This is a genomic window from Citrobacter sp. RHBSTW-00017 (assembly GCF_013797615.1).
GTDB classification, from domain to species: domain Bacteria; phylum Pseudomonadota; class Gammaproteobacteria; order Enterobacterales; family Enterobacteriaceae; genus Citrobacter; species Citrobacter braakii.
The window spans coordinates 3,352,870-3,374,305 of sequence record NZ_CP056899.1; the positions used below are offsets into that span (position 1 = coordinate 3,352,870).

The 21,436-nt window shown below is 52.5% G+C and carries 19 protein-coding genes; 13 read left to right on the forward strand and 6 right to left on the reverse strand.

Features of this window, described 5'->3' with window-relative positions:
- Positions 1-184 precede the first annotated feature (184 nt).
- Both mntS and HV037_RS16315 read left to right on the forward strand, forming a co-directional pair.
- Entirely contained in the window at positions 185-313 is a 129-nt protein-coding gene (gene mntS, locus HV037_RS16310) for a manganase accumulation protein MntS (RefSeq protein WP_046274644.1), read from the forward strand.
- Between the two features lie 276 nt (positions 314-589).
- Positions 590-2,176, forward strand: a complete 1,587-nt coding sequence (locus tag HV037_RS16315; protein WP_047359432.1) for a phosphoethanolamine transferase — start codon at positions 590-592, stop codon at positions 2,174-2,176.
- Between the two features lie 63 nt (positions 2,177-2,239).
- Here the strand turns inward: HV037_RS16315 and ompX are convergent, their stop codons facing one another.
- Positions 2,240-2,755, reverse strand: a complete 516-nt coding sequence (gene ompX / locus HV037_RS16320; RefSeq protein WP_016152372.1) for an outer membrane protein OmpX — start codon at positions 2,753-2,755, stop codon at positions 2,240-2,242.
- Positions 2,756-3,166: 411 nt separating this feature from the next.
- Between ompX and rhtA the strand changes: the two genes are divergently transcribed.
- The 6 genes from rhtA to ybiO all read left to right on the forward strand — a co-directional run bounded on the left by rhtA (position 3,167) and on the right by ybiO (position 9,815).
- The gene (gene rhtA / locus HV037_RS16325) at positions 3,167-4,054 is read left to right on the forward strand and encodes a threonine/homoserine exporter RhtA (protein ID WP_016156069.1); all 888 of its coding nucleotides are present in this window, start codon (positions 3,167-3,169) and stop codon (positions 4,052-4,054) included.
- A 303-nt stretch (positions 4,055-4,357) separates the two neighbouring features.
- Complete coding sequence (dps, locus tag HV037_RS16330; RefSeq protein ID WP_006685362.1) at positions 4,358-4,861, forward strand: DNA starvation/stationary phase protection protein Dps; 504 nt, start codon at positions 4,358-4,360, stop codon at positions 4,859-4,861.
- A gap of 365 nt (positions 4,862-5,226) precedes the next feature.
- Complete coding sequence (gene glnH, locus HV037_RS16335) at positions 5,227-5,973, forward strand: glutamine ABC transporter substrate-binding protein GlnH (protein ID WP_016152370.1); 747 nt, start codon at positions 5,227-5,229, stop codon at positions 5,971-5,973.
- Positions 5,974-6,080: 107 nt separating this feature from the next.
- Positions 6,081-6,740 (forward strand): glutamine ABC transporter permease GlnP, encoded by a 660-nt coding sequence (gene glnP, locus HV037_RS16340; RefSeq protein WP_003035248.1) that lies wholly within the window; start codon positions 6,081-6,083, stop codon positions 6,738-6,740.
- Positions 6,737-7,459: a glutamine ABC transporter ATP-binding protein GlnQ gene (gene glnQ / locus HV037_RS16345; RefSeq protein ID WP_003035246.1), complete on the forward strand. Its 723-nt coding sequence runs from the start codon at positions 6,737-6,739 to the stop codon at positions 7,457-7,459. The genes glnP and glnQ overlap by 4 nt, the downstream gene beginning before the upstream one ends.
- A 118-nt stretch (positions 7,460-7,577) precedes the next feature.
- Positions 7,578-9,815: a mechanosensitive channel protein gene (ybiO, locus tag HV037_RS16350; RefSeq protein WP_103283657.1), complete on the forward strand. Its 2,238-nt coding sequence runs from the start codon at positions 7,578-7,580 to the stop codon at positions 9,813-9,815.
- On the opposite strand, the gene rlmF is transcribed toward ybiO, so the two are convergent.
- Positions 9,812-10,738, reverse strand: coding sequence for a 23S rRNA (adenine(1618)-N(6))-methyltransferase RlmF (rlmF, locus tag HV037_RS16355; protein WP_047359435.1), 927 nt, complete (start codon positions 10,736-10,738; stop codon positions 9,812-9,814). The genes ybiO and rlmF overlap by 4 nt on opposite strands.
- A gap of 210 nt (positions 10,739-10,948) precedes the next feature.
- Between rlmF and mcbA the strand changes: the two genes are divergently transcribed.
- The 5 genes from mcbA (at position 10,949) to ybiJ (ending at position 15,412) form a co-directional block, all read left to right on the forward strand.
- Positions 10,949-11,209 carry a DUF1471 family periplasmic protein McbA gene (gene mcbA / locus HV037_RS16360; RefSeq protein ID WP_016152367.1) on the forward strand — a complete coding sequence of 87 codons (261 nt, stop codon included), beginning with the start codon at positions 10,949-10,951 and terminating at the stop codon, positions 11,207-11,209.
- A 293-nt stretch (positions 11,210-11,502) separates the two neighbouring features.
- Positions 11,503-13,788, forward strand: coding sequence for a catecholate siderophore receptor Fiu (locus tag HV037_RS16365; protein ID WP_049043091.1), 2,286 nt, complete (start codon positions 11,503-11,505; stop codon positions 13,786-13,788).
- A 43-nt stretch (positions 13,789-13,831) separates the two neighbouring features.
- Positions 13,832-14,509 carry a PKHD-type hydroxylase YbiX gene (gene ybiX, locus HV037_RS16370; protein ID WP_047415262.1) on the forward strand — a complete coding sequence of 226 codons (678 nt, stop codon included), beginning with the start codon at positions 13,832-13,834 and terminating at the stop codon, positions 14,507-14,509.
- A 75-nt stretch (positions 14,510-14,584) separates the two neighbouring features.
- A complete protein-coding gene (locus HV037_RS16375) occupies positions 14,585-14,851 on the forward strand; it encodes a DksA/TraR family C4-type zinc finger protein (protein WP_003035233.1) in 267 nt (88 codons plus the stop codon).
- A 300-nt stretch (positions 14,852-15,151) separates the two neighbouring features.
- Entirely contained in the window at positions 15,152-15,412 is a 261-nt protein-coding gene (gene ybiJ, locus HV037_RS16380; RefSeq protein ID WP_016152363.1) for a DUF1471 family protein YbiJ, read from the forward strand.
- 97 nt (positions 15,413-15,509) lie between these two features.
- Here ybiJ and HV037_RS16385 read toward each other — a convergent pair whose 3' ends face one another.
- From HV037_RS16385 to rhlE, 4 genes are all read right to left on the reverse strand, one after another.
- Entirely contained in the window at positions 15,510-16,595 is a 1,086-nt protein-coding gene (locus tag HV037_RS16385; protein WP_016152362.1) for a malate/lactate/ureidoglycolate dehydrogenase, read from the reverse strand.
- Positions 16,596-16,756: 161 nt separating this feature from the next.
- Positions 16,757-17,725: a DNA-binding protein YbiB gene (ybiB, locus tag HV037_RS16390; RefSeq protein WP_049043045.1), complete on the reverse strand. Its 969-nt coding sequence runs from the start codon at positions 17,723-17,725 to the stop codon at positions 16,757-16,759.
- A 29-nt stretch (positions 17,726-17,754) separates the two neighbouring features.
- The gene (dinG, locus tag HV037_RS16395) at positions 17,755-19,905 is read right to left on the reverse strand and encodes an ATP-dependent DNA helicase DinG (RefSeq protein WP_019076347.1); all 2,151 of its coding nucleotides are present in this window, start codon (positions 19,903-19,905) and stop codon (positions 17,755-17,757) included.
- Between the two features lie 96 nt (positions 19,906-20,001).
- Positions 20,002-21,345, reverse strand: a complete 1,344-nt coding sequence (rhlE, locus tag HV037_RS16400; RefSeq protein ID WP_047415258.1) for an ATP-dependent RNA helicase RhlE — start codon at positions 21,343-21,345, stop codon at positions 20,002-20,004.
- Positions 21,346-21,436: the final 91 nt, after the last annotated feature.

Sequence of the window (21,436 nt, forward strand, 5' to 3'; positions counted from 1 at the left end):
TGCTTCCTCGTTACTGTGACGCGTTAACGGCATCTGATTAGAGAACGCTCATTGTAAACCAGAGTTGCGTGGGCACAAAAAATTAACGTTTTAGCAATAGCTATATAATATAGCCTGTGCTATATCTGTATATAATAAAGACATCCCTCAAGGACTGATGGGATCGTGAAGTCAGGAGGTTTATATGAATGAATTTAAGAGGTGTATGCGCGTGTTTAGCCACTCTCCCTTTAAAGTACGGTTAATGCTGATCTCTATGCTGTGCGACATGATTAACAGCAAACCAGAGCAGGATAAACCTGCAGATAAATAATGCGGCGTCGCGGTACGCCGCTTCATTTTCCTGCCGTAACTCGGATACGGTGATCGTTTTCGTGCCAATAACCCTTCTTTTTGTCAGTTTTGCCACGCCCCTCGCAAAACAATTTCTTAGTAGTAGTTGACCTTCTCTTGCACACACTCTATCTTTTCGCAGCCCTGCATATATTGCGGCTCGCGGATGCGGACCCTATCCCCCTTCTCGCTCTCTCAGGCAGGCAATGACCCTTAGCGCCAGGGTAAGCACATGGCGTTTTTGTAACAGTGGCATATGAATTTAACCCTCAAAGATTCAATCATTGCTCGTAGCCGGGCGATTAGTCCGTGGACTGGCCTCTATTTCTTACAGTCTCTGCTGATCAACCTTGCGCTGGGCTATCCGCTTAGCCTGCTCTATAGCGTTGCTTTCACCTGTATATTGATGCTGCTGTGGCGCAGCGCGCCGCGTGCGCAGAAAGTGTTGATTGGCATTTGCTCGCTGATAGCGGCAATGTACTTCCCGTTTGGCCAGGCTTACGGTTCGCCGAACTTCAATACCTTACTGGCGCTGCACTCAACCAATATGGAAGAGTCTACTGAAATCCTCACCATCTTCCCCTGGTACAGTTATCTGGTTGGGGTGTTTATTTTCGCCCTCGGTGTTATCGCCGTACGCCGTAAAAAAGAGGTGCAGCAGCGTAGCTGGAACAAGTTCGACAGCATTTGTTTGCTGTTCAGCGTAGTCGCGTTCTTTGTAACCCCGGTGCAAAACCTGGCCTGGGGCGGCGTGTTCAAGCTGAAAGACACCGGCTATCCGGTTTTCCGCTTTGCCAAGGACGTTATCGTTAATAACAACGAAGTGCTCGACGAACAAGAGCGTATGGCGAAGCTGGCGAGCGTGAAAGACAGCTGGACGGTAACCGCCGTGAAGCCGAAGTATCATACCTACGTGGTGGTCATCGGCGAAAGCGCCCGCCGCGATGCGTTAGGCGCTTTTGGCGGCCACTGGGATAACACCCCGTTTGCCAGTTCCGTTAACGGCTACATCTTCGCGGATTACATCGCGGCAAGCGGTTCGACACAAAAATCACTCGGCCTGACGCTAAATCGGGTGGTCGACAATAAACCCCAGTTCCAGGATAACTTTGTCACTCTGGCTAACCGCGCGGGATTCCAGACGTGGTGGTTCTCCAATCAGGGACAGATTGGTGAATACGATACAGCAATCGCCAGCATTGCGAAGCGAGCTGATGAAGTTCAGTTCCTCAAAAGCGGTGATTTCGAAGCGGATAAAAATACCCGTGACGAAGCGTTGTTGAAGATGACCGCCCAGGTGCTGGCAACCGAGCGCACTCAGCCACAGCTTATCGTGCTGCATTTAATGGGCTCGCATCCGCAGGCCTGCGACCGTACGCAGGGTAAATACGAGACTTTCGTCCAGTCGAAAGAGACATCTTGCTATTTGTACACCATGACGCAGACGGATGACCTGCTGCGCCAGCTTTACGATCAGTTACGTAACAGCGGTAACAGCTTCTCGATGGTCTATTTCTCCGATCATGGCCTCGCGTTTAAAGAGCGGGGGAAAGAGGTGCAGTACCTGGCGCATGACGATCAGTTCCAGCAGAATTTCCAGGTACCATTTATGGTGCTGTCGAGCGATGATAAAGCGCACCGGGTGATTAAAGCCCGTCGCTCCGCCAATGATTTCCTCAGCTTTTTCTCGCAGTGGACGGGGATAAGCGCGAAGGAAATCACCAACAGCTATCGCTTTATTTCGGAGAAAAAGGCTGGCCCGGTGTACATCACCAACTTCAAATTGCAGAAGGTGGACTACAACCATCTGGGTACCGACATCTTTGAGACCAAATCTCGTTAATCTCTGAGTTGCGCACAAAAAAAATCCGCCCCGAGAGGCGGATTTTTTTTATCACCGAAGTGATTAGAAGCGGTAACCCACGCCAGCGATCCAGGTGCCAACGTCAACGCTACGAATACGGCTCTGCTCGTAGGAGAAGTCCAGAGCAACGTTTTCGATCGGGTTGAACTGCAGACCAGCACCGTAAGAGAAACCGTAGTCACTGGTGGTGTGGTTATCAGCCGGGGATGCTGCGTTCTGGAATTTACCGTAGCCAACACCCACTACACCGTAGATGCTTGCCCAGTCGTTCAGACGGTAAGCCGGGCCAGCAGTGATGCCGTAGTACTGGGTTTTGTTGTAGTCGCCAGACGCATCGGTACGATCTTTTTCAGTGTAAGTGAAGGAACCGATAACACCCAGCGGGTTGCTGTCCTGCTCGTAGCGATACTTCAGGTTAAAACCGTTCATTTTGTTCGCTGCGCCCTGAGCATCGCTCTGAGCGTAACCACCGGTAACGGTAGAAGTCGCAGCTACAGCAGTACCTGCGGAGAAAGCCAGAACAGCGGCCAGTGCTGAAAGACATGCAATTTTTTTCATAACCACCTCAAATGTGCTTCAAGTAAATCCTAAGTTTTAAATATAACAAAAATTGATGGGAAACTCTTTGCGATTCGCGATGTCTAACGGGGTCTTTCATGTAACAGAACGTTTCAGAAACCCGCTATCTCTTTCAATTAACATCACTTTTCTAACCTAAAATGCCATTATTGCGCGCACAATATGGCACATTCATCCAGAATATTCCTAATCACACAGATTATTAATCCATCACTTCCATGCCATTGTACGGAACTGAGCAATTTTTTTTTCAACGAATACTCAACCAGCGATGCGTATTTCCATTACACTCGCTGTTTTACTTTTCTATACATCACGTCATCCGTGTCGTAGCAAATTTGCAACGTCACGCAGATGAAGGCGTGTAATTATCATTTGACAGGAGAAAGGATGCCGGGGTCGTCACGTAAAGCGCCAGTCTGGTTGCCTATTTTGGTTTTGCTTATTGCTATGTCCTCCATTCAAAGCGGAGCATCTCTGGCAAAATCGCTATTCCCACTCGTCGGTGCGCCGGGCGTTACCGCATTGCGCCTTGCGCTGGGCACCCTCATCCTTATTGCCTTCTTTAAACCCTGGCGTTTGCGATTCGCCAAAGAACAACGCCTGCCGCTGCTGTTTTATGGTCTGTCTCTGGGTGGGATGAACTATCTCTTCTACCTGTCAATCCAGACCGTCCCGCTGGGAATTGCCGTAGCGCTGGAGTTCACCGGCCCGCTCGCGGTAGCGCTGTTTTCATCCCGACGTCCGGTGGATTTCATTTGGGTTGCACTGGCTGTACTCGGGCTTTGGTTCCTGCTGCCGTTAGGTCAGGACGTTTCTCACGTGGATTTAACCGGTGCTGCGCTGGCGCTGGGCGCTGGCGCCTGCTGGGCAATCTATATTCTTACCGGGCAGCGTGCCGGCGCGGAACATGGTCCGGCGACCGTTGCGGTAGGGTCATTAATTGCGGCGCTGATTTTTGTACCCATCGGCGCGCTCCAGGCTGGGGATGCCTTGTGGCACTGGTCCATTCTGCCGTTAGGCCTGGCCATTGCGGTCCTCTCCACTGCGCTTCCCTACTCGCTGGAGATGATTGCGTTGACGCGGCTGCCAACACGCACTTTTGGTACTCTGATGAGTATGGAACCCGCACTGGCTGCGGTTTCAGGAATGATCTTCCTCGGTGAAACGCTGACGCTTGTCCAAACGCTCGCTCTGGGCGCCATTATTGTCGCATCAATGGGTTCCACGCTCACTATTCGCAAAGAACCACAAATTAAGCAAGTTGACGTGAATTAACCACTTAATATTCTGCATGGTTTGCATAATCATGCAGAATATTCAATTGTAAATCTGCGTGATAATTATTCTAATAAATATAATTTTCTCATCTACATATTTCTTGAAATTTTTACATTAACATAAAAATAACACCCCTCCATTAGTAACCATCATATCTGTATGATTTTATTAGTTATTTCATATCCACCCCTCTCTTCGCTATTAAAGTGATAGGTAACACCAGAAAAATAAATCCAAAATTCACGCTATACTTATTCCCGTTGAAGAGCTGGGACATAATTATCAAGAGGATATGAAAATATGAGTACCGCAAAACTGGTAAAAACAAAAGCATCTGCCCTCCTTTATACCCGCAACGATGTAACAGATAGCGAAAAGAAAGCGACCGTAGAGCTGCTGAATCAGCAAGTGATCCAGTTCATCGACCTGTCTTTGATCACCAAACAGGCTCACTGGAACATGCGCGGCGCGAACTTCATTGCTGTGCATGAAATGCTCGATGGCTTCCGTACTGCCCTGACCGACCACCTCGATACCATGGCTGAGCGCGCCGTACAGTTAGGCGGTGTGGCATTGGGTACCACCCAGGTTATTAATAGCAAAACGCCTCTGAAAAGCTATCCGCTGGATATCCATAGCGTACAGGACCACTTAAAAGAGCTGGCCGATCGTTATGCCGTCGTCGCTAACAGCGTCCGTAAAGCCATTAGCGAAGCAAAAGACGAAGATACAGCAGATATCTTCACCGCCGCTTCACGCGACCTCGACAAATTCCTGTGGTTTATCGAAGCCAACATTGAATAACAGCAGACATAAGAATTACCTATATAACCCTCGCCCTGGCGGGGGTTTTGCACATCTATGGTGCATGACATTGATCGTTCGTCACTCCAAAGTAAATTATTTGTAATAATCACTTCACACAATCGTTAACGAAAGATTGTTTTATCAACAATTTTTACGCTAAATAGTCATACCGTTTGCACTGTGTCAGGTACGCACCAAATGAGTGCCCCAAAACAGTGCAGATTGCCCACTTTGCCCTACTTATTGTGCAGAGAAACGAGACACCCTCTTGTTAAAACAATGAGTTGCAAAACTGGCACGATTTTTTCATTAAGCCATATGTTCTCGCAGGGGATCGCCCCGTGGATATAAAAGGAAATCCTATGAAGTCTGTATTAAAAGTCTCACTGGCTGCACTTACCCTGGCTTTTGCGGTGTCCTCCCATGCCGCAGATAAGAAACTGGTTGTCGCAACCGACACCGCGTTTGTACCGTTCGAATTCAAACAGGGTGACAAATACGTTGGTTTTGATGTGGATCTGTGGGCTGCCGTGGCCAAAGAACTGAAGCTGGATTATGAACTGAAACCAATGGATTTCAGCGGCATCATCCCGGCTCTGCAAACCAAGAATATCGACCTGGCGCTGGCGGGTATCACCATCACTGATGAGCGTAAGAAAGCGATCGACTTCTCTGACGGCTACTACAAAAGCGGTCTGTTAGTGATGGTCAAAGCGAATAATAACGACGTGAAAAGCGTGAAAGATCTGGATGGTAAAGTCGTCGCTGTGAAGAGCGGCACGGGTTCCGTTGATTACGCGAAAGCTAACATCAAAACCAAAGATCTGCGTCAGTTCCCGAATATCGATAACGCATATATGGAACTGGGCACCAACCGCGCAGACGCCGTGCTGCACGACACGCCAAACATTCTTTACTTCATCAAAACCGCTGGCAACGGTCAGTTCAAAGCTGTAGGCGAATCCCTGGAAGCCCAGCAGTACGGTATCGCCTTCCCGAAAGGCAGCGATGAACTGCGTGAGAAAGTGAACGGCGCGCTGAAAACGCTGAAAGAGAACGGCACATACAACGAAATCTACAAAAAATGGTTCGGTACGGAACCTAAATAACAAGAACGTTCTGTAACGCCCGGTAGCGCCAGCGCCGCCGGGCCTGCAATTTTGAGTCATCGCGTTATGGCTCATTACTTTTCTCACCACGGTAACAGGAACGAAATATGCAGTTTGACTGGAGTGCCATCTGGCCCGCCATCCCGCTTTTGATTGAAGGCGCCAAAATGACCCTGTGGATCTCGGTCCTCGGTCTGGCAGGCGGTCTGATAATCGGGCTTGCAGCAGGGTTTGCGCGTACTTTCGGCGGTTGGATAGCCAACCACGTAGCGCTGGTGTTTATCGAAGTCATTCGCGGTACGCCAATCGTTGTGCAGGTGATGTTTATTTACTTTGCCCTGCCAATGGCATTTAACGATTTACGCATTGATCCCTTTAGCGCCGCCGTTGTCACCATCATGATCAACTCCGGCGCCTATATTGCGGAAATCACCCGCGGCGCGGTGCTCTCAATCCATAAAGGATTCAGTGAAGCCGGACTGGCGCTTGGGCTTTCACGTACAGAGACTATCCGCCACGTTATTTTACCTCTCGCGCTGCGTCGTATGCTGCCACCGCTGGGCAACCAGTGGATCATCAGCATTAAAGATACCTCGCTGTTTATTGTCATTGGCGTCGCTGAACTGACCCGTCAGGGCCAGGAAATCATTGCCGGTAACTTCCGCGCACTGGAAATCTGGAGCGCCGTTGCGGTGTTCTATCTGATCATTACGCTGGTGCTGAGCTTCATTCTGCGTCGTCTGGAAAGAAGGATGAAAATCCTGTGATTGAATTTAAAAACGTTTCTAAGCACTTTGGCCCAACCCAGGTGCTGCACAATATTGACCTGAACATTCAGCAGGGCGAAGTGGTGGTAATTATCGGGCCATCCGGGTCCGGCAAATCAACCCTGCTGCGCTGCATTAACAAACTGGAAGAGATAACCTCTGGCGATCTGATCGTCGACGGTCTGAAGGTAAACGATCCAAAGGTAGACGAGCGGTTAATCCGCCAGGAAGCCGGGATGGTGTTTCAGCAGTTCTACCTGTTCCCGCATCTGACGGCGCTGGAAAACGTCATGTTCGGACCGCAGCGCGTACGCGGGGCGAATAAAGAACAGGCCGAGAAACTGGCTAAAGAGCTGCTGGCGAAAGTAGGTCTGGCCGAGCGTGCGCATCACTACCCTTCTGAACTGTCTGGCGGTCAACAGCAGCGTGTGGCGATCGCCCGTGCGCTGGCGGTGAAGCCTAAAATGATGCTGTTTGATGAGCCAACCTCAGCGCTGGACCCGGAACTGCGCCACGAAGTTCTGAAAGTTATGCAGGATCTGGCGGAGGAAGGGATGACCATGGTCATTGTGACCCACGAAATCGGCTTTGCCGAAAAAGTGGCTTCACGCCTGATTTTCATCGATAAGGGACGTATTGCCGAAGACGGTAATCCGCAGGCCCTGATTGAAAATCCGCCCAGCCAACGTTTACAGGAATTCTTGCAGCACGTTTCCTGATAGCTCTCCCTCCCTTCGCCTGAAGGGAGGTTTTTCACCAGAATCCTCTCATTTCATTTCTCCCCCGCCCTGACATCTATACTTATCCTTTTGAATTTATTTTCTCATGGGAGGAGTCATGCGCTGGATCCTGTTCATCTTTGTTTGTCTGGTGAGTCTCCCGACTCAGGCGGTGACGATACCTGGCGTCACTACGACAACGTCAACCAACGCGCAAACCGCGCCGACGAAAGAGCCGGATGTTGAACAGAAGAAAGCGGCCTACGGCGCACTGGCTGATGTGCTGGAAAATGACGCCTCGCGCCAGGAACTGATCGGTCAGTTACGCAAAGTGGCGACAGCGCCCCCTGCCGAACCGGTGCCAACCATTGTTCCGCCCACGTTAACGGAAGAAAAAACGGTGCTGGAAAACGTCACGGATGTCACCCGCCACTACGGTGAGGCGCTCTCCAGCCGCTTTGCTCAGCTTTACCGCAATATTACCGATGCACCACACAAGACCTTCAACCCGCAAACGTTCACCAATGCCCTGACCCATTTTTTAATGCTGGCGGCGTCAGTGTTCGGTTTTTTCTGGCTGCTTCGCCTGTGCGCGCTGCCGCTGTATCGCAAAATGGGGCAATGGGCACGACGGAAAAACCGCGAACGCAGCAACTGGCTCCAGCTTCCGGCAATGATCGTCGGCGCATTCATTATCGATTTGCTTCTGCTGGCGCTGACTTTGTTTGTCGGGCAGATACTGAGCGACAGAATGAACGCCGGTAGCCGCACTATCGCCTTTCAGCAAAGCCTGTTTCTTAATGCCTTTGCGCTAATTGAGTTCTTCAAAGCCATTCTACGCCTGATATTTTGCCCAACGGTGGCCGAACTGCGCCCGTTTAACATTCAGGATGCCGGTGCGCGCTACTGGAATCGCCGTTTAAGTTCATTGAGCAGCCTGATTGGATACGGACTTATCGTTGCCGTTCCCATTATCTCGAATCAGGTCAACGTGCAGGTCGGCGCGATGGCAAACGTCATCATCATGCTGTGTATCACGCTATGGGCGCTGTACCTGATTTTCAGAAACAAGAAAGAGATAACGCAGCATTTGCTGAATCTGGCGGAAAGATCGTTAGCGTTTTTCAGCCTGTTTATCCGCGCCTTTGCGCTGGTATGGCATTGGCTGGCCAGCGCCTACTTCATTGTGCTGTTTTTCTTCTCGCTGTTTGATCCGGGCAACAGCCTGAAATTCATGATGGGCGCTACGCTGCGCAGCCTGGTGATCATTGGGATCGCCGCTTTTGTTTCCGGCATGTTTTCCCGCTGGATAGCCAAAACTATTACCCTTTCGCCACACACCCAGCGCAGCTATCCGGAATTACAAAAACGGTTGAATGGCTGGCTGTCGACGGCGTTAAGCGTGGCCAGGATCCTGACGGTGTGCGTCGCGGTAATGCTGCTACTGAATGCCTGGGGATTGTTCGATTTCTGGAACTGGCTGCATTACGGCGCAGGAGAAAAAACGGTGGATATCCTGATCCGTATCGCGCTGATTTTATTCTTCTCCGCCATCGGCTGGACGATCCTTGCCAGCCTGATTGAAAATCGTCTGGCTTCCGATATTCACGGCCGCCCGCTCCCCAGCGCCCGTACCCGCACCCTGCTGACGCTGTTTCGCAACGCGCTGGCGGTGATCATCAGCACGATCACCATCATGATTGTGCTATCCGAAATTGGCGTCAATATCGCGCCCTTACTGGCCGGGGCCGGGGCGCTGGGGCTGGCTATCTCTTTCGGCTCGCAAACGCTGGTAAAAGATATTATTACCGGGATCTTTATTCAGTTCGAAAATGGCATGAACACCGGCGACCTGGTGACTATCGGCCCACTCACCGGTACGGTTGAACGGATGTCCATCCGCTCTGTGGGCGTCCGTCAGGACACCGGGGCGTACCATATCATTCCCTGGTCATCGATAACGACCTTCGCCAACTTTGTGCGCGGGATTGGATCGGTCGTCGCCAATTACGACGTAGACCGCCATGAGGATGCAGATAAAGCGAATCAGGCGTTGAAAGACGCTGTGGCTGCAGTGATGGAACAGGACGATATTCGCGGGCTGATTATTGGCGAGCCGTCGTTTGCCGGGATTGTGGGGTTAACCAATACGGCCTTCACGCTACGGGTCTCATTTACCACATTACCGCTGAAACAGTGGACGGTACGTTTCGCGCTCGACAGCCAGGTGAAGAAATACTTCGATCTGGCCAACGTACGCGCGCCAGTACAGACGTATCAGGTTTTGCCTGCACCGGTGAATGGCCCTGCGTCGGCAGCAAGCGAACCGCTGCCGCCAACCGAGCCAACGCTTTAGCGTTTACGCGCCATAAAACGGCGACGCTGATCGTTATCCATAAAGGTCCAGGCAATAAAGCGACTCTGCTTTTGCCCCTGGGCCATCTCTTTCTTAACCACTTTCACCGCGCCCGCATCCGTTAACGCGTGGTACAGCGGAGGCAAATTCTCGCCGCGCGAAACCAGCGTGGTGAACCACATCACCTGACGGCCAAAGGCCTGGCTTTCGGCGATCATTTTTTTGATGAATGCCACTTCACCGCCTTCACACCACAGCTCCTGCTGCTGCCCGCCAAAGTTCAGCGCATCATCTTTATCCTGCCCCAGATTACGACGTTTGCGCTCGCTTCCGGCGCGGGCTGAAGCCGCAGAATCATGGAACGGCGGGTTACACAATGTGGCTTCATATTGCTCATTCTTGTGAATGATACCGTTGAAGATTGCCGTAGCATCTTTCTGGCGACGCAGACGAATAGCACGAGTTAACCCCGGATTGGCATTTACGATCGCCTGAGCGCTGTTAAACGCTTCGCTACTGGTCTCACTACCGGTGAATCGCCAGCCATATTCATGCACGCCGATCAACGGATAAATACAGTTTGCCCCAACTCCCACGTCCAGCACGCTCGCATTTGCCGGAATGGTTCCGCTGGTTTCACCTAACAGGTCGGCCAGATGGTGAATGTAGTCAGCGCGACCAGGAACCGGCGGGCACAGAAAACCGTCTGGAATATCCCAGTTTTTCACCGCATAAAAATGCGCCAGCAGTGCTTTATTGAGCGCCTTCACTGCCTGCGGATTCGCGAAATCAACACTCTGCTCGCCGCCTGGCGTGAGGGTGAGAAATTGCGTCAACTCGGGTGTAACCTGGCATAAAGTCGCAAGATCATAACGGCCATTGTGGCGGTTGCGTGGGTGTAATCCCGGTTTCTGGGGGGGCATAGCATTCTCCTTTTAACAGCGGCGTAAGATACCCGCATAACGCCACGCGGTAAACACACAGCAAGGAAATTTGCTTTTTTTATACCTATTTGATGGCTTGCTGATTGTTCAAAAAACAGACACCTCATCACCAGTTTTTTGCGGTAAATGTCATCCGCTGACGGCCTAAACTTATCAGGCACGACCTGTTGTTTCTCAGAGGATATCACCATGAAGAAATGCCTCACATTCCTTGCCGCTACCGTACTGACCGGCATGACATTTGCGTCCTTTGCTGCACAGCCCTACACCAGCCCTCAAACCGGCCAGCTACAAGCTTCCGGCACTGTTTTCGCTACCGGAGCTTCTAACCTGAGCGATCTCGAAGACAAGCTGGCAGAGAAAGCGAAAGAGCAAGGCGCAAAAGGCTTTGTCGTCAATTCTGCGGGCGGTAAAAACCAGATGTACGGCAGCGCAACTATCTATAAGTAGTCCCTCACCTTAGCCCAACTGCATTCACCCCGAATGCAGTTTGCTACCTGCTGTTCACGTCGTTCACCGCTCAAATTGTAATCATCGTGTAGCAATTTTGAATCCAATGTAAATAAATGTATTTATTTTTGAATTAATGAATGCTAAAACGTCGCACTGATTAGTAATGCTTATCAAAATCATTATCAATTACACATTCACTCCCGCGAGGCCTGCAGGGTATAACATCCACAGAGATGTCCCTTCGCGCGAGTGAAACCGTCTACTCAAAAAATAATAAGTCACTCACTAACATGGATAAAAATCGCAATTTGCCTGCCAGTAGTTTTCATTCACTGACTTTTTTTGCCGGTCTGTGTATTGGCCTGTCTCCGGTAGCTCAGGCTGTCGCCGCGGGCGATCAAGATAAAAAACAAGAAGATACGTTGGTTGTTGAAGCGGCCAAACCTTCGTTATACGCCCCAACGCAGTCTGCCGACCCTAAGTTCTCCCGCCCGCTAGCGGATACAACCCGCACCATGACAGTGATTTCTGAGCAGGTGATTAAGGATCAAGGTGCAACCAATCTGACCGATGCGCTGAAAAACGTACCGGGCGTTGGCGCGTTTTTCGCCGGTGAGAACGGTAACTCCACCACCGGTGACGCGGTGTACATGCGTGGTGCGGATACCTCGAACAGTATTTATATCGACGGTATCCGAGATATTGGCAGCGTTACGCGCGACACTTTCAATACCGAACAGGTTGAAGTGATCAAAGGCCCCTCCGGCACCGACTATGGCCGTAGCGCGCCAACGGGCTCCATCAATATGATCAGCAAACAGCCGCGCACCGACTCAGGGATCGATGCCTCGGCCAGCGTCGGTAGCGCCTGGTTCCGCCGTGGTACGCTGGACATTAACCAGGTCATTGGCGAGACCACCGCTGCACGGTTAAACCTGATGGGTGAAAAAACGCATGATGCCGGTCGCGATAACGTTAAGAATGAACGTTATGGTGTGGCCCCCTCTCTCGCCTTTGGCTTAGGCACTGAGAACCGACTGTATCTGAACTATCTGCATGTCACCCAGCACAACACTCCGGATGGCGGTGTCCCGACCATCGGTCTGCCGGGATATTCCGCGCCTTCCGCGGGGACTGCTGCACTGAATCAGTCAGGAAAAGTGGATACGCATAACTTCTACGGTACCAACTCGGATTACGACGATTCGACGACCGATACTGCAACGATGCGTTTTGAACATGACCTGAACGACAGCACCACTATTCGCAACACCACCCGCTGGTCACGCATTAAGCAGGATTATCTGATGACGGCGGTGATGGGCGGCGCGACTAACATCACCCAACCCTCCAGCAGCGTCGACACCTGGACCTGGTCACGCCTGGCAAATACCAAAGATGTCAGCAATAAGATCCTGACCAACCAAACCAACCTGACCTCAAAATTTTACACCGGATCCATCGGTCACGACATCAGCACCGGCGTGGAGCTAACGCGTGAAACGCAAACCAACTATGGTGTAAACCCGATCACTCCGCCGTCGGTAAATATCTATCACCCCAACAGCAATGTGAATATCGGCGGATTGTCTCGTAACGGCGCTAATGCTAACGGGCAAACCGATACCTTCGGTGTATACGCGTTTGATACGCTACAGATTACCCGTGAGTTTGAACTAAACGGTGGTATTCGCCTCGACAATTACCGCACGGAATATGACAGCGCCACCGCTTGCGGCGCTTCTGGTCGCGGCGCGGTCGCGTGTCCGACAGGCGTGGCGAAAGGTTCTCCGGTCACCACCGTGGATACTGCCAAATCAGGCAATCTGGTGAACTGGAAAGCGGGCGCGCTGTATCACCTGACCGATAACGGTAACGTTTACATTAACTACGCCGTTTCTCAGCAACCGCCGGGCGGCAGCAACTTTGCCCTCGCTCAGGGCGGAAGCGGTAACAGTGCGAACCGTACCGATTTCAAACCGCAGAAAGCGAAAACCAGCGAGATCGGCACCAAATGGGAGGTGCTGGATAAGCGCCTGCTGTTAACTGCCGCGATTTTCCGTACGGATATTGAGAACGAAGTTGAGCAGAACGACGACGGCACATATTCCCAGTACGGGGAGAAGCGCGTTGAAGGTTACGAACTCTCGGTAGCAGGGAACATCACTCCCGCATGGCAGGTTATTGGGGGTTACACCCAGCAGCGCGCGACGATCCACAGCGGCAAAAACGTTGCTCAGGATGGTTCTTCATCCCTGCCGTATACGCCAGAACATGCGTTCACGCTGTGGAACCAGTATCAGGCTACCGATGATATCTCTGTTGGCGCGGGCGCTCGCTACGTGGGCAGTATGCATCGCGGTTCCGACGGGGCCGTGGGTACGCCATCCTACACCGAAGGTTACTGGGTCGCCGACGCGAAACTGGGTTATCGCGTGAATCGCAATCTCGATTTCCAGTTGAACGTCTATAACCTGTTCGACACCGATTATGTATCCTCCATTAACAAGAGCGGATACCGTTACCATCCGGGTGAGCCAAGAACCTTCCTGCTCACGGCAAATATGCATTTCTGATCTTTTACGTGGGGCGTAAGCCCCACTTTCAGGAGAAACACTGATGATGTATCACATTCCCGGCATTCTGTCGGCGCAGGATGTCGCCTGGTTTCGCGAACAGCTGGACGCTGCCGACTGGGTTGATGGCCGCGCAACCACCGGCGCTCAGGGCGCGCAGGTTAAAAACAACCAGCAGGTGAATACGCAAAGTGAGCGTTACGGCGTTTTACAACAGGCGGTACAAAACGCGGTGAACAACAGCGCGTTATTCTTCGCCGCTGCATTACCGAAAACGCTCTCCACACCGCTGTTCAATCGCTACCAGGACAACGAGACCTACGGTTTTCACGTTGACGGCGCGGTGCGTAGTCATCCGCAAAACGGCTGGATGCGCACAGATCTTTCCGCCACCTTATTCCTGAGTAATCCTGACGATTATGAGGGAGGAGAGCTGCTGGTCAATGACACCTACGGCCAGCATGCGGTAAAACTTCCGGCAGGCGATCTGGTACTTTACCCTTCCAGCAGCCTGCACTGCGTTACGCCGGTGACCCGTGGGGTTCGGGTGGCATCCTTTATGTGGATCCAGTCGATGATCCGGGACGATAAAAATCGCGCCATGCTTTTTGAACTGGATAAAAACATCCAGTCCCTGAAGACACGTCATGGGGAGAGTAGCGAGATCCTGTCGCTTCTCAATCTCTACCATAACCTGCTGCGCGAATGGTCTGAAATCTGATACCGCTGACGCGTGGTCGTTTTTCAGCCATCACATTCGCTATACTTATTCTGTAGACATCAGCAGGAGGTAGGTATGGCATCCGGATGGGCAAATGACGACGCTGTTAACGAACAGATCAACAATACTATTGAAGATGCTGTTGCCCGCGCCCGCGGTGAGTTACCGACGGGGGAAAGTCTGTATGAATGCGAAGAATGTGGTAATCCAATCCCTCAGGCCAGACGGGAGGCCGTGCCCGGCGTACGCTTGTGCATCACATGCCAGCAGGATAAAGATTCACATAGCGCAGCATTTTCAGGATATAATCGCAGAGGTTCGAAAGACAGCCAGCTACGTTGACTTATCTTTACCGAAAGTTTCAGCGCATACGATTTCCTTTACGAGCACGCTTTTTTGCACTCTGTGTAGCAAAATGTGCCGTTGTCGGTTTCTCTGTAAAGCGCAATGACAAGAACTGTAAATCCCTCTTTCGAATTTATTAATATTCAATAAGTTATTTGTCATTCAATTTTTTTGATTGATGTCGTCAATTCTATTCGATTTTATCTCGCATAAAAAAACGTGATACTTCTCACATCGACGAAACAACGTCTTCTTAAAGAACACTGACTAACAGAACAAACCTGCGAGAAATTAATCATGAAAAATATCAAATTTGCTGTTGCCGCCATCGCTCTGTCTACCCTGTCATTTGGCGTTTTTGCTGCCGAGCCAGTTTCCTCTACTCAGGCGCAAAACATGAACAAAATTGGTGTGGTATCTGCTGACGGCGCCACCACGCTGGACGGCCTGGAAGCAAAACTGGCTGAAAAAGCGACTGCTGCTGGTGCAACGGGTTACAGCATCACTTCCGCTATCGGCAAAGACAAAATGAGCGGCACCGCGGTTATCTATAAATAACCGAAAGATTACCTGTACGACCCAATGCTCCAACCCTCATTGACCCTGTTTGTTACCCTTTGTTTGCCCGTCCGCCACTGGACGGGCTTTTTTTTGCTTAGTGTTCCAGTCGTTGACGGAATTCCTGCAACACGGCGTCTGGCATCCCTATTTGCAACGCCGCCTCGCAAATCGCCTGCCAGCTTCCGGCATCCAGCGGAATACCTTGCTCCAGCCGTTCTTCACGAGTATTCACCTCCCACTCCCCTGGCAACAGGATCGGGGCATCTTCAGCATGGGGGGACGCTTTCACCCACTTAGCAAATGCCGCGACCTGGTTGTCGCAGTCCGGCGCGCCAAACAGTTCCGGATTCATAATGATGGTCGTCATACAGTTAATGATGGCGTCCGCGCTGGTCTGCAGGCTCTCTTCATGTGTGGTTTTACCACCAGAAAGCGCTCCCCCCATAATTTCGCACATTGCCGCCAGCGCATAACCTTTGTGTTGGGCGAAGGTCAGCAACGACCCCAGCGGAGAGACCTGCATTACGGCGGGATCGGTTGTGGGTACCCCATTAGCATCAATCAGGCATCCCGGAGCCACCGGCTCACCCTTGTGCCATGCCACACGGGTTTTGCCAAACGCGATGGCGCTGGTTGCATAGTCCAGCAACAACGGGAACGTATTTTTACGCGGGAACACCACGCAGAAGGGGTTGGTGCCAAATCGACTATCGCGGCCATGAAACGGTGCGACCATCGGGATCCCTACCACATTCACAAAGTGCACCGAAACAAAACCCGCCGCCGCACATTGCTCCGCCCAGTAGCCAATGCGTCCAATATGGTGCGAATTATGTAATGCCACAGCAGCGATACCGTGCTGGCGCGCTTTTTCGATCCCAAGCGTAATTGCCTCGTGGGCCGCCACCTGACCAAATGCGCAGTCGCCGTCAAGCGTAATCACCGCTCCCGCATCGTTGACCACTTTGGCATGACGGTTGATCTGCAGGTGTCCCTGCGAAAATGAGCGAATATAGCTTGGGATCATGCCGATACCGTGGGAGTCGTGGCCGGCGAGGTTAGAGGCTATCAGATGATCGGCCACCAGCCGCGCCTCCAGCTCATTGCTTCCCATCTGGTGAAAAACGGCCTGGATAAAGGCGTGCAGCGTTGGCACATGGAAGCGATGTCCACTGTTCATTGTTATCTCCTGTTATGTCGCGTGTTGATTGTGTTTCTTATTTTTCAACAAACTATGCTGCGCCACAGCGCTCAGGAGATCAATAAACGTGCAGAAATTTCACGTTGCCGGAAGGCGTGAAGCGACGGGCCAGGCAAATGACCCGTCGGGAGAAAGAAAAATCAGAAGCTTTGCTCGACGCGGCCAAGTCCTTCAGCCAGCGTCGCGGATTCACCGGTTGCTACCAGGCAGCAGGCCATCTGGATTTTCAGCGATGCCGGAACCGGCTCACTGCCCGCCAGACAACGCTCAATCCAGCGCGCGGTAGTTTCCGGGTCTTTAGCCACCGGCAGTGGGACCGGCTCATCGGGCATCTCGCTCTGCCGGTCCTGTAGCACTCGCACGCCGGACGAATCTATCAGGCTTATCTGCGGGCAGCGCTGCGGGTTGGCGTACACTTCACCCTCGGTACCGTGCATCAACAGGGCACGCCCACCGGTATCGCCGAAAAATTTCGCCACGCGCGATACGTATTCCGGGTGGGAAACGCTGGAAAGACGCAGCGCGGCATCTTCGGCAAACGGCGTGGCTAATTTAGCCAGCGTATGCGCACTGTTACGCACGCCCATTCGCCAGCGCATCGCCAGCTGTTTTTCCAGCGGAGGACACAGCGCACTCACCGGGATAAACACCGGCTCATGACCATCCAGCTTTGCCTGCGCCTGCCCGGCATGCAGCGTCGGCGCAATCCCCATCAGTTCAAAAATGGTTTCAGTCAGCACGCGGGTTGGATCCTCGCTGACACCGTGCACCACCACCGGGAAGCCCAGTTTATGCAGTAAAATCGCCAGCAGCGGAGTCAAATTTGCCTGCTTGCGCGCGCCATTGTAGCTGGGAATGACAATCGGCATGGGTTTGGCCACTGGCGGAGTCAGGCGAATGGTGTGGTTCTGCATCGCTTCGTAAAAGCCCAGCATCTCCGCTTCGCCTTCGCCTTTAATACGCAGCGCAATCAGTACACCGCCCATCTCAAGATCGGGCACCTCGCCGTTCATCATATGGGTATACAGTCCGCGAGCAGTATCCTTATCCAGGTCACGCGCGTGATTTTTTCCTCGCCCAATCTCTTTGATGATTTTGCGGTAATCCATCGATAACTCCTTGCCTGTTGCTCGCATCGTTAACGCCGACGGCGACGCGTGGGTTTCGCTTTTTCTTTTGGTTTTACTATAACGTCTGGCACAGCAGGTTGCTCTATCGGAAATATGGGTAATGCGTTCAGTAAACGCTTGCCATAGCTTTTGGTCAATAAACGCTTGTCATAAATAACCACTTCTCCCCAGCAGCCGTGGCTACGAATGAGTCGCCCAACCTGCTGGATCAAATTGAACGATGCCGCGGGCAAGCTCTGCACCTCAAAGGGGTAGCGGTTCAGGCTTTTCAGCCACTCGCCCTCGGTGATCACCACCGGGCTGTCGATAGGCGGAAAAGCAATTTTGTGAATATGCACCTGGGTCAGCAAGTCGCCTTTCAAATCCAGACCTTCGGCAAAAGATTGCAGCCCAATCAGTACGCTACGCTCGCCGTTGTTCACCCGCTTGCGGTGCAGCTCCACCAGTCGATAGCGCGGCTGGTCGCCCTGTACCAGCAACAGCAGGCGCAGATCGGTAACGTGCTCAAGAAAACGCTGCATTGCCCGACCGCTGGCAAAGAGTACCAGCATGCCCTGATGCTTTTTACTTTCCAGCTGTTCGCGGAAATAGGCGGCCATTTCCGCGATATGCTGCTCTTCGTTATCAATTGACGGTTCGTAGCGCATCTGCGGAATGACGATTTTGCCTTGCTCAACGTGATTAAACGGTGAATCCAGCGCGATAAACCGGTCCCCTGCTTTTTCTTTCAGCCCGCTCATCTCCTGCAAACGCGAGAAGCTGTTGAGCGAACGCAGCGTGGCGGAGGTCACGATAATATGCGGTACGCTGCGCCACAGCAGTCGTTCAAGCTGATCGCTCACACGGATCCCCACACAGTGGAACCAGACGTGGATCTGCCCGTCACGCACTTCGCGCGTCGCCCATTTACTCACCGGCGCGCCTGACGACTGCGCGAGCGAAGCCAGCCGCCACAGTTTGCTTTGCGCCTCAAACATGCCCAAAGCCCGATTCATCTGCAAAATAACCCGATGCAGACGCACAATATCGTGGGTGCCGGTTTTTTCGCTGAGATCGTTGAGGAACAGTTCCGCCAGACCGCGCAGCATTTCTGTTAGCTTCGCCAGACGCTGACAAATCTCCATCACTTCCGCAGGCAGTTCGCCCATCGCGAAACGGTGTTCCGCCTCCTGGGTCGCAGGCATATACAGATTAAGAATGTTATTGAGCGATGAAATCAGCTCATACAGTTCCTCACAGTGACCGTTCAGACGCTCGGCATTCGCCAGCGGCGGCGTGGTTTTTGGGCGAAACTGTTCCAGGCAGGTGGCTACTAATTTGCAAAACAGATCCAACTGCAGCCGATACCAGGGGGCGCTGATTTCTGCGCTCATCTCCAGCGCATCGCGCGCGACGTCCGGCAAATGGTGACCTTCATCAAGGACCAGCAGCAGGTTCTTCGGCTCCGGCAAAACAGCTTCGCTTTCCATGGCCGCCATCACCAGCGCGTGGTTAGCCACCACCACTTCTGCTTCCTGAATCTCACGGCGGGCGACAAAAAAGGGGCATTCACGATAGTAGTGACAGTTACGATTCAAACAGCTGGCTTTATCAGTGCTCAGGCGCTGCCAGAGTCCGTCGTCGATAGCGATATCCGTGTGATCGCGCAGCCCGTCCCACTTGTAGCTGTCGAGATCGCCTTTTAGCCTGGCGCAGCGCTTTTGTTCTTCCTGGTTGTTGGGCGTCAGGTCATCGTCGAGAAAGGCCAACAGATCCTGCTGATTGGGTTCGCTACTGGCCAGCGCCGCTAAATTACGCGGGCAGACGTAACGCCCGCGACCAAACGCGGCGGTAAAACGCAGATCGGGGATAATTTTGCGCAGCAGCGGTAAATCTTTGCTGTAGATCTGATCCTGTAAAGCAACGTTGGCGGTACTGACCACCAGCGTTTTTTGTTCTTCACGCGCTATGGCAATACCGGGAATCAGGTACGACAGCGTTTTCCCCACCCCTGTCGGCGCTTCAATCGCCAGATGCCGCCCTTCTTCCCCAGTGAGCGTTTTCGCGACGTCAGCAATCATCTGCCGCTGCGGCGCACGGGGAATAAAGTCGGGGATCTGTTCCTGAAGCGCCTTATACCAGGCGGCAATTTGCGCTTTTAGCGCAGCCGTTAGTGCCATGAGAAAACCTGAAATACTGTATAAACAGCCACTATTGTGGCACTTTCTGATACGTGTCGCAAAAAGAAAAGCCCGACCTTTCGGCCGGGCTCGCAATTACTGCGCTGTAGACGGTTTGCGCGGACGGCGCGGTGGACGAGGCTTATCGCCCGCCGGTTTGCCTTCGCCGCTACGCGGTTTCGCTTTTGGCGCACCGCCATCCTGACGACGCGGCTGCTGACCACGCCCAGCTCCACCCTGACCGCGACCACCGCCGCCACGCTGCTGGCGACCATTCTGGATCGGCTCGGCTTTGATGGACGGGTCTGGCTCGTAGCCTGGCATCGCAATTCGCGGGATCTCTTTTTTCAGCAGCTTCTCGATGTCACGCAGCAGCTTGTGTTCATCAACGCACACCAGAGACAACGCTTCGCCGGTAGCGGCCGCACGACCGGTACGACCAATACGGTGCACGTAATCTTCCGGGACGTTTGGCAGCTCGTAGTTCACCACGTGCGGCAGCTCTTCAATATCCAGACCGCGCGCGGCAATATCGGTCGCCACCAGCACACGAATATCACCGGATTTAAAATCAGCCAGCGCACGCGTACGCGCCCCCTGAGATTTGTTACCGTGGATCGCCGCGCTGCGGATGCCGTCTTTATTCAGCTGTTCCGCCAGATGGTTTGCACCATGTTTGGTACGGGTAAACACCAGCACCTGCTGCCAGTTGCCCTGACCGATCATCTGCGATAACAGTTCACGTTTACGCTTTTTATCAACGAAATGAACGTGCTGAGTCACCTGCTCTGACGCGGTATTACGGCGCGCCACTTCGATTTCCAGCGGATTGTGCAGCAGCTTTTCGGCCAGCGACTTAATATCATCAGAGAACGTTGCTGAGAACAGCAGGTTCTGGCGTTTCGCCGGCAGTTTCGCCAGAACGCGACGGATATCATGAATAAAGCCCATATCCAGCATGCGGTCAGCTTCATCCAGTACCAGAATCTCAACCTGATCCAGTTTCACCGCATTCTGGTGTTCCAGATCGAGCAAACGACCTGGCGTGGCGATCAGCACATCCACACCGCCACGCAGCTTCATCATCTGCGGGTTAATGCTCACGCCGCCGAAGACCACCAGCGAGCGAATATTCAGATACTTACTGTAATCACGTACGTTTTCGCCAATCTGGGCCGCCAGTTCGCGAGTTGGCGTAAGGATCAGCGCACGCACCGGACGACGGCTTTTGCCATGCGGCTGATGGGTAATCAGGTGCTGCAACAGCGGCAGGGTAAAACCTGCCGTTTTCCCCGTACCGGTCTGGGCGCTGGCCATCAGATCGCGGCCTTCCAGCACGGCAGGGATCGCCTGCTGCTGAATAGGGGTAGGTTCACGGTAACCCTGCTCGGCAACGGCACGTAAAATATCAGGGTTTAAACCAAGGGAATCAAAAGACATAACAACTCCGAACCACCCTGACCGTTACCGGTGTCGTTTTCAGGGAGATACATATAATAAAGATGACAAAAACCACAATGTCATGAAGGGG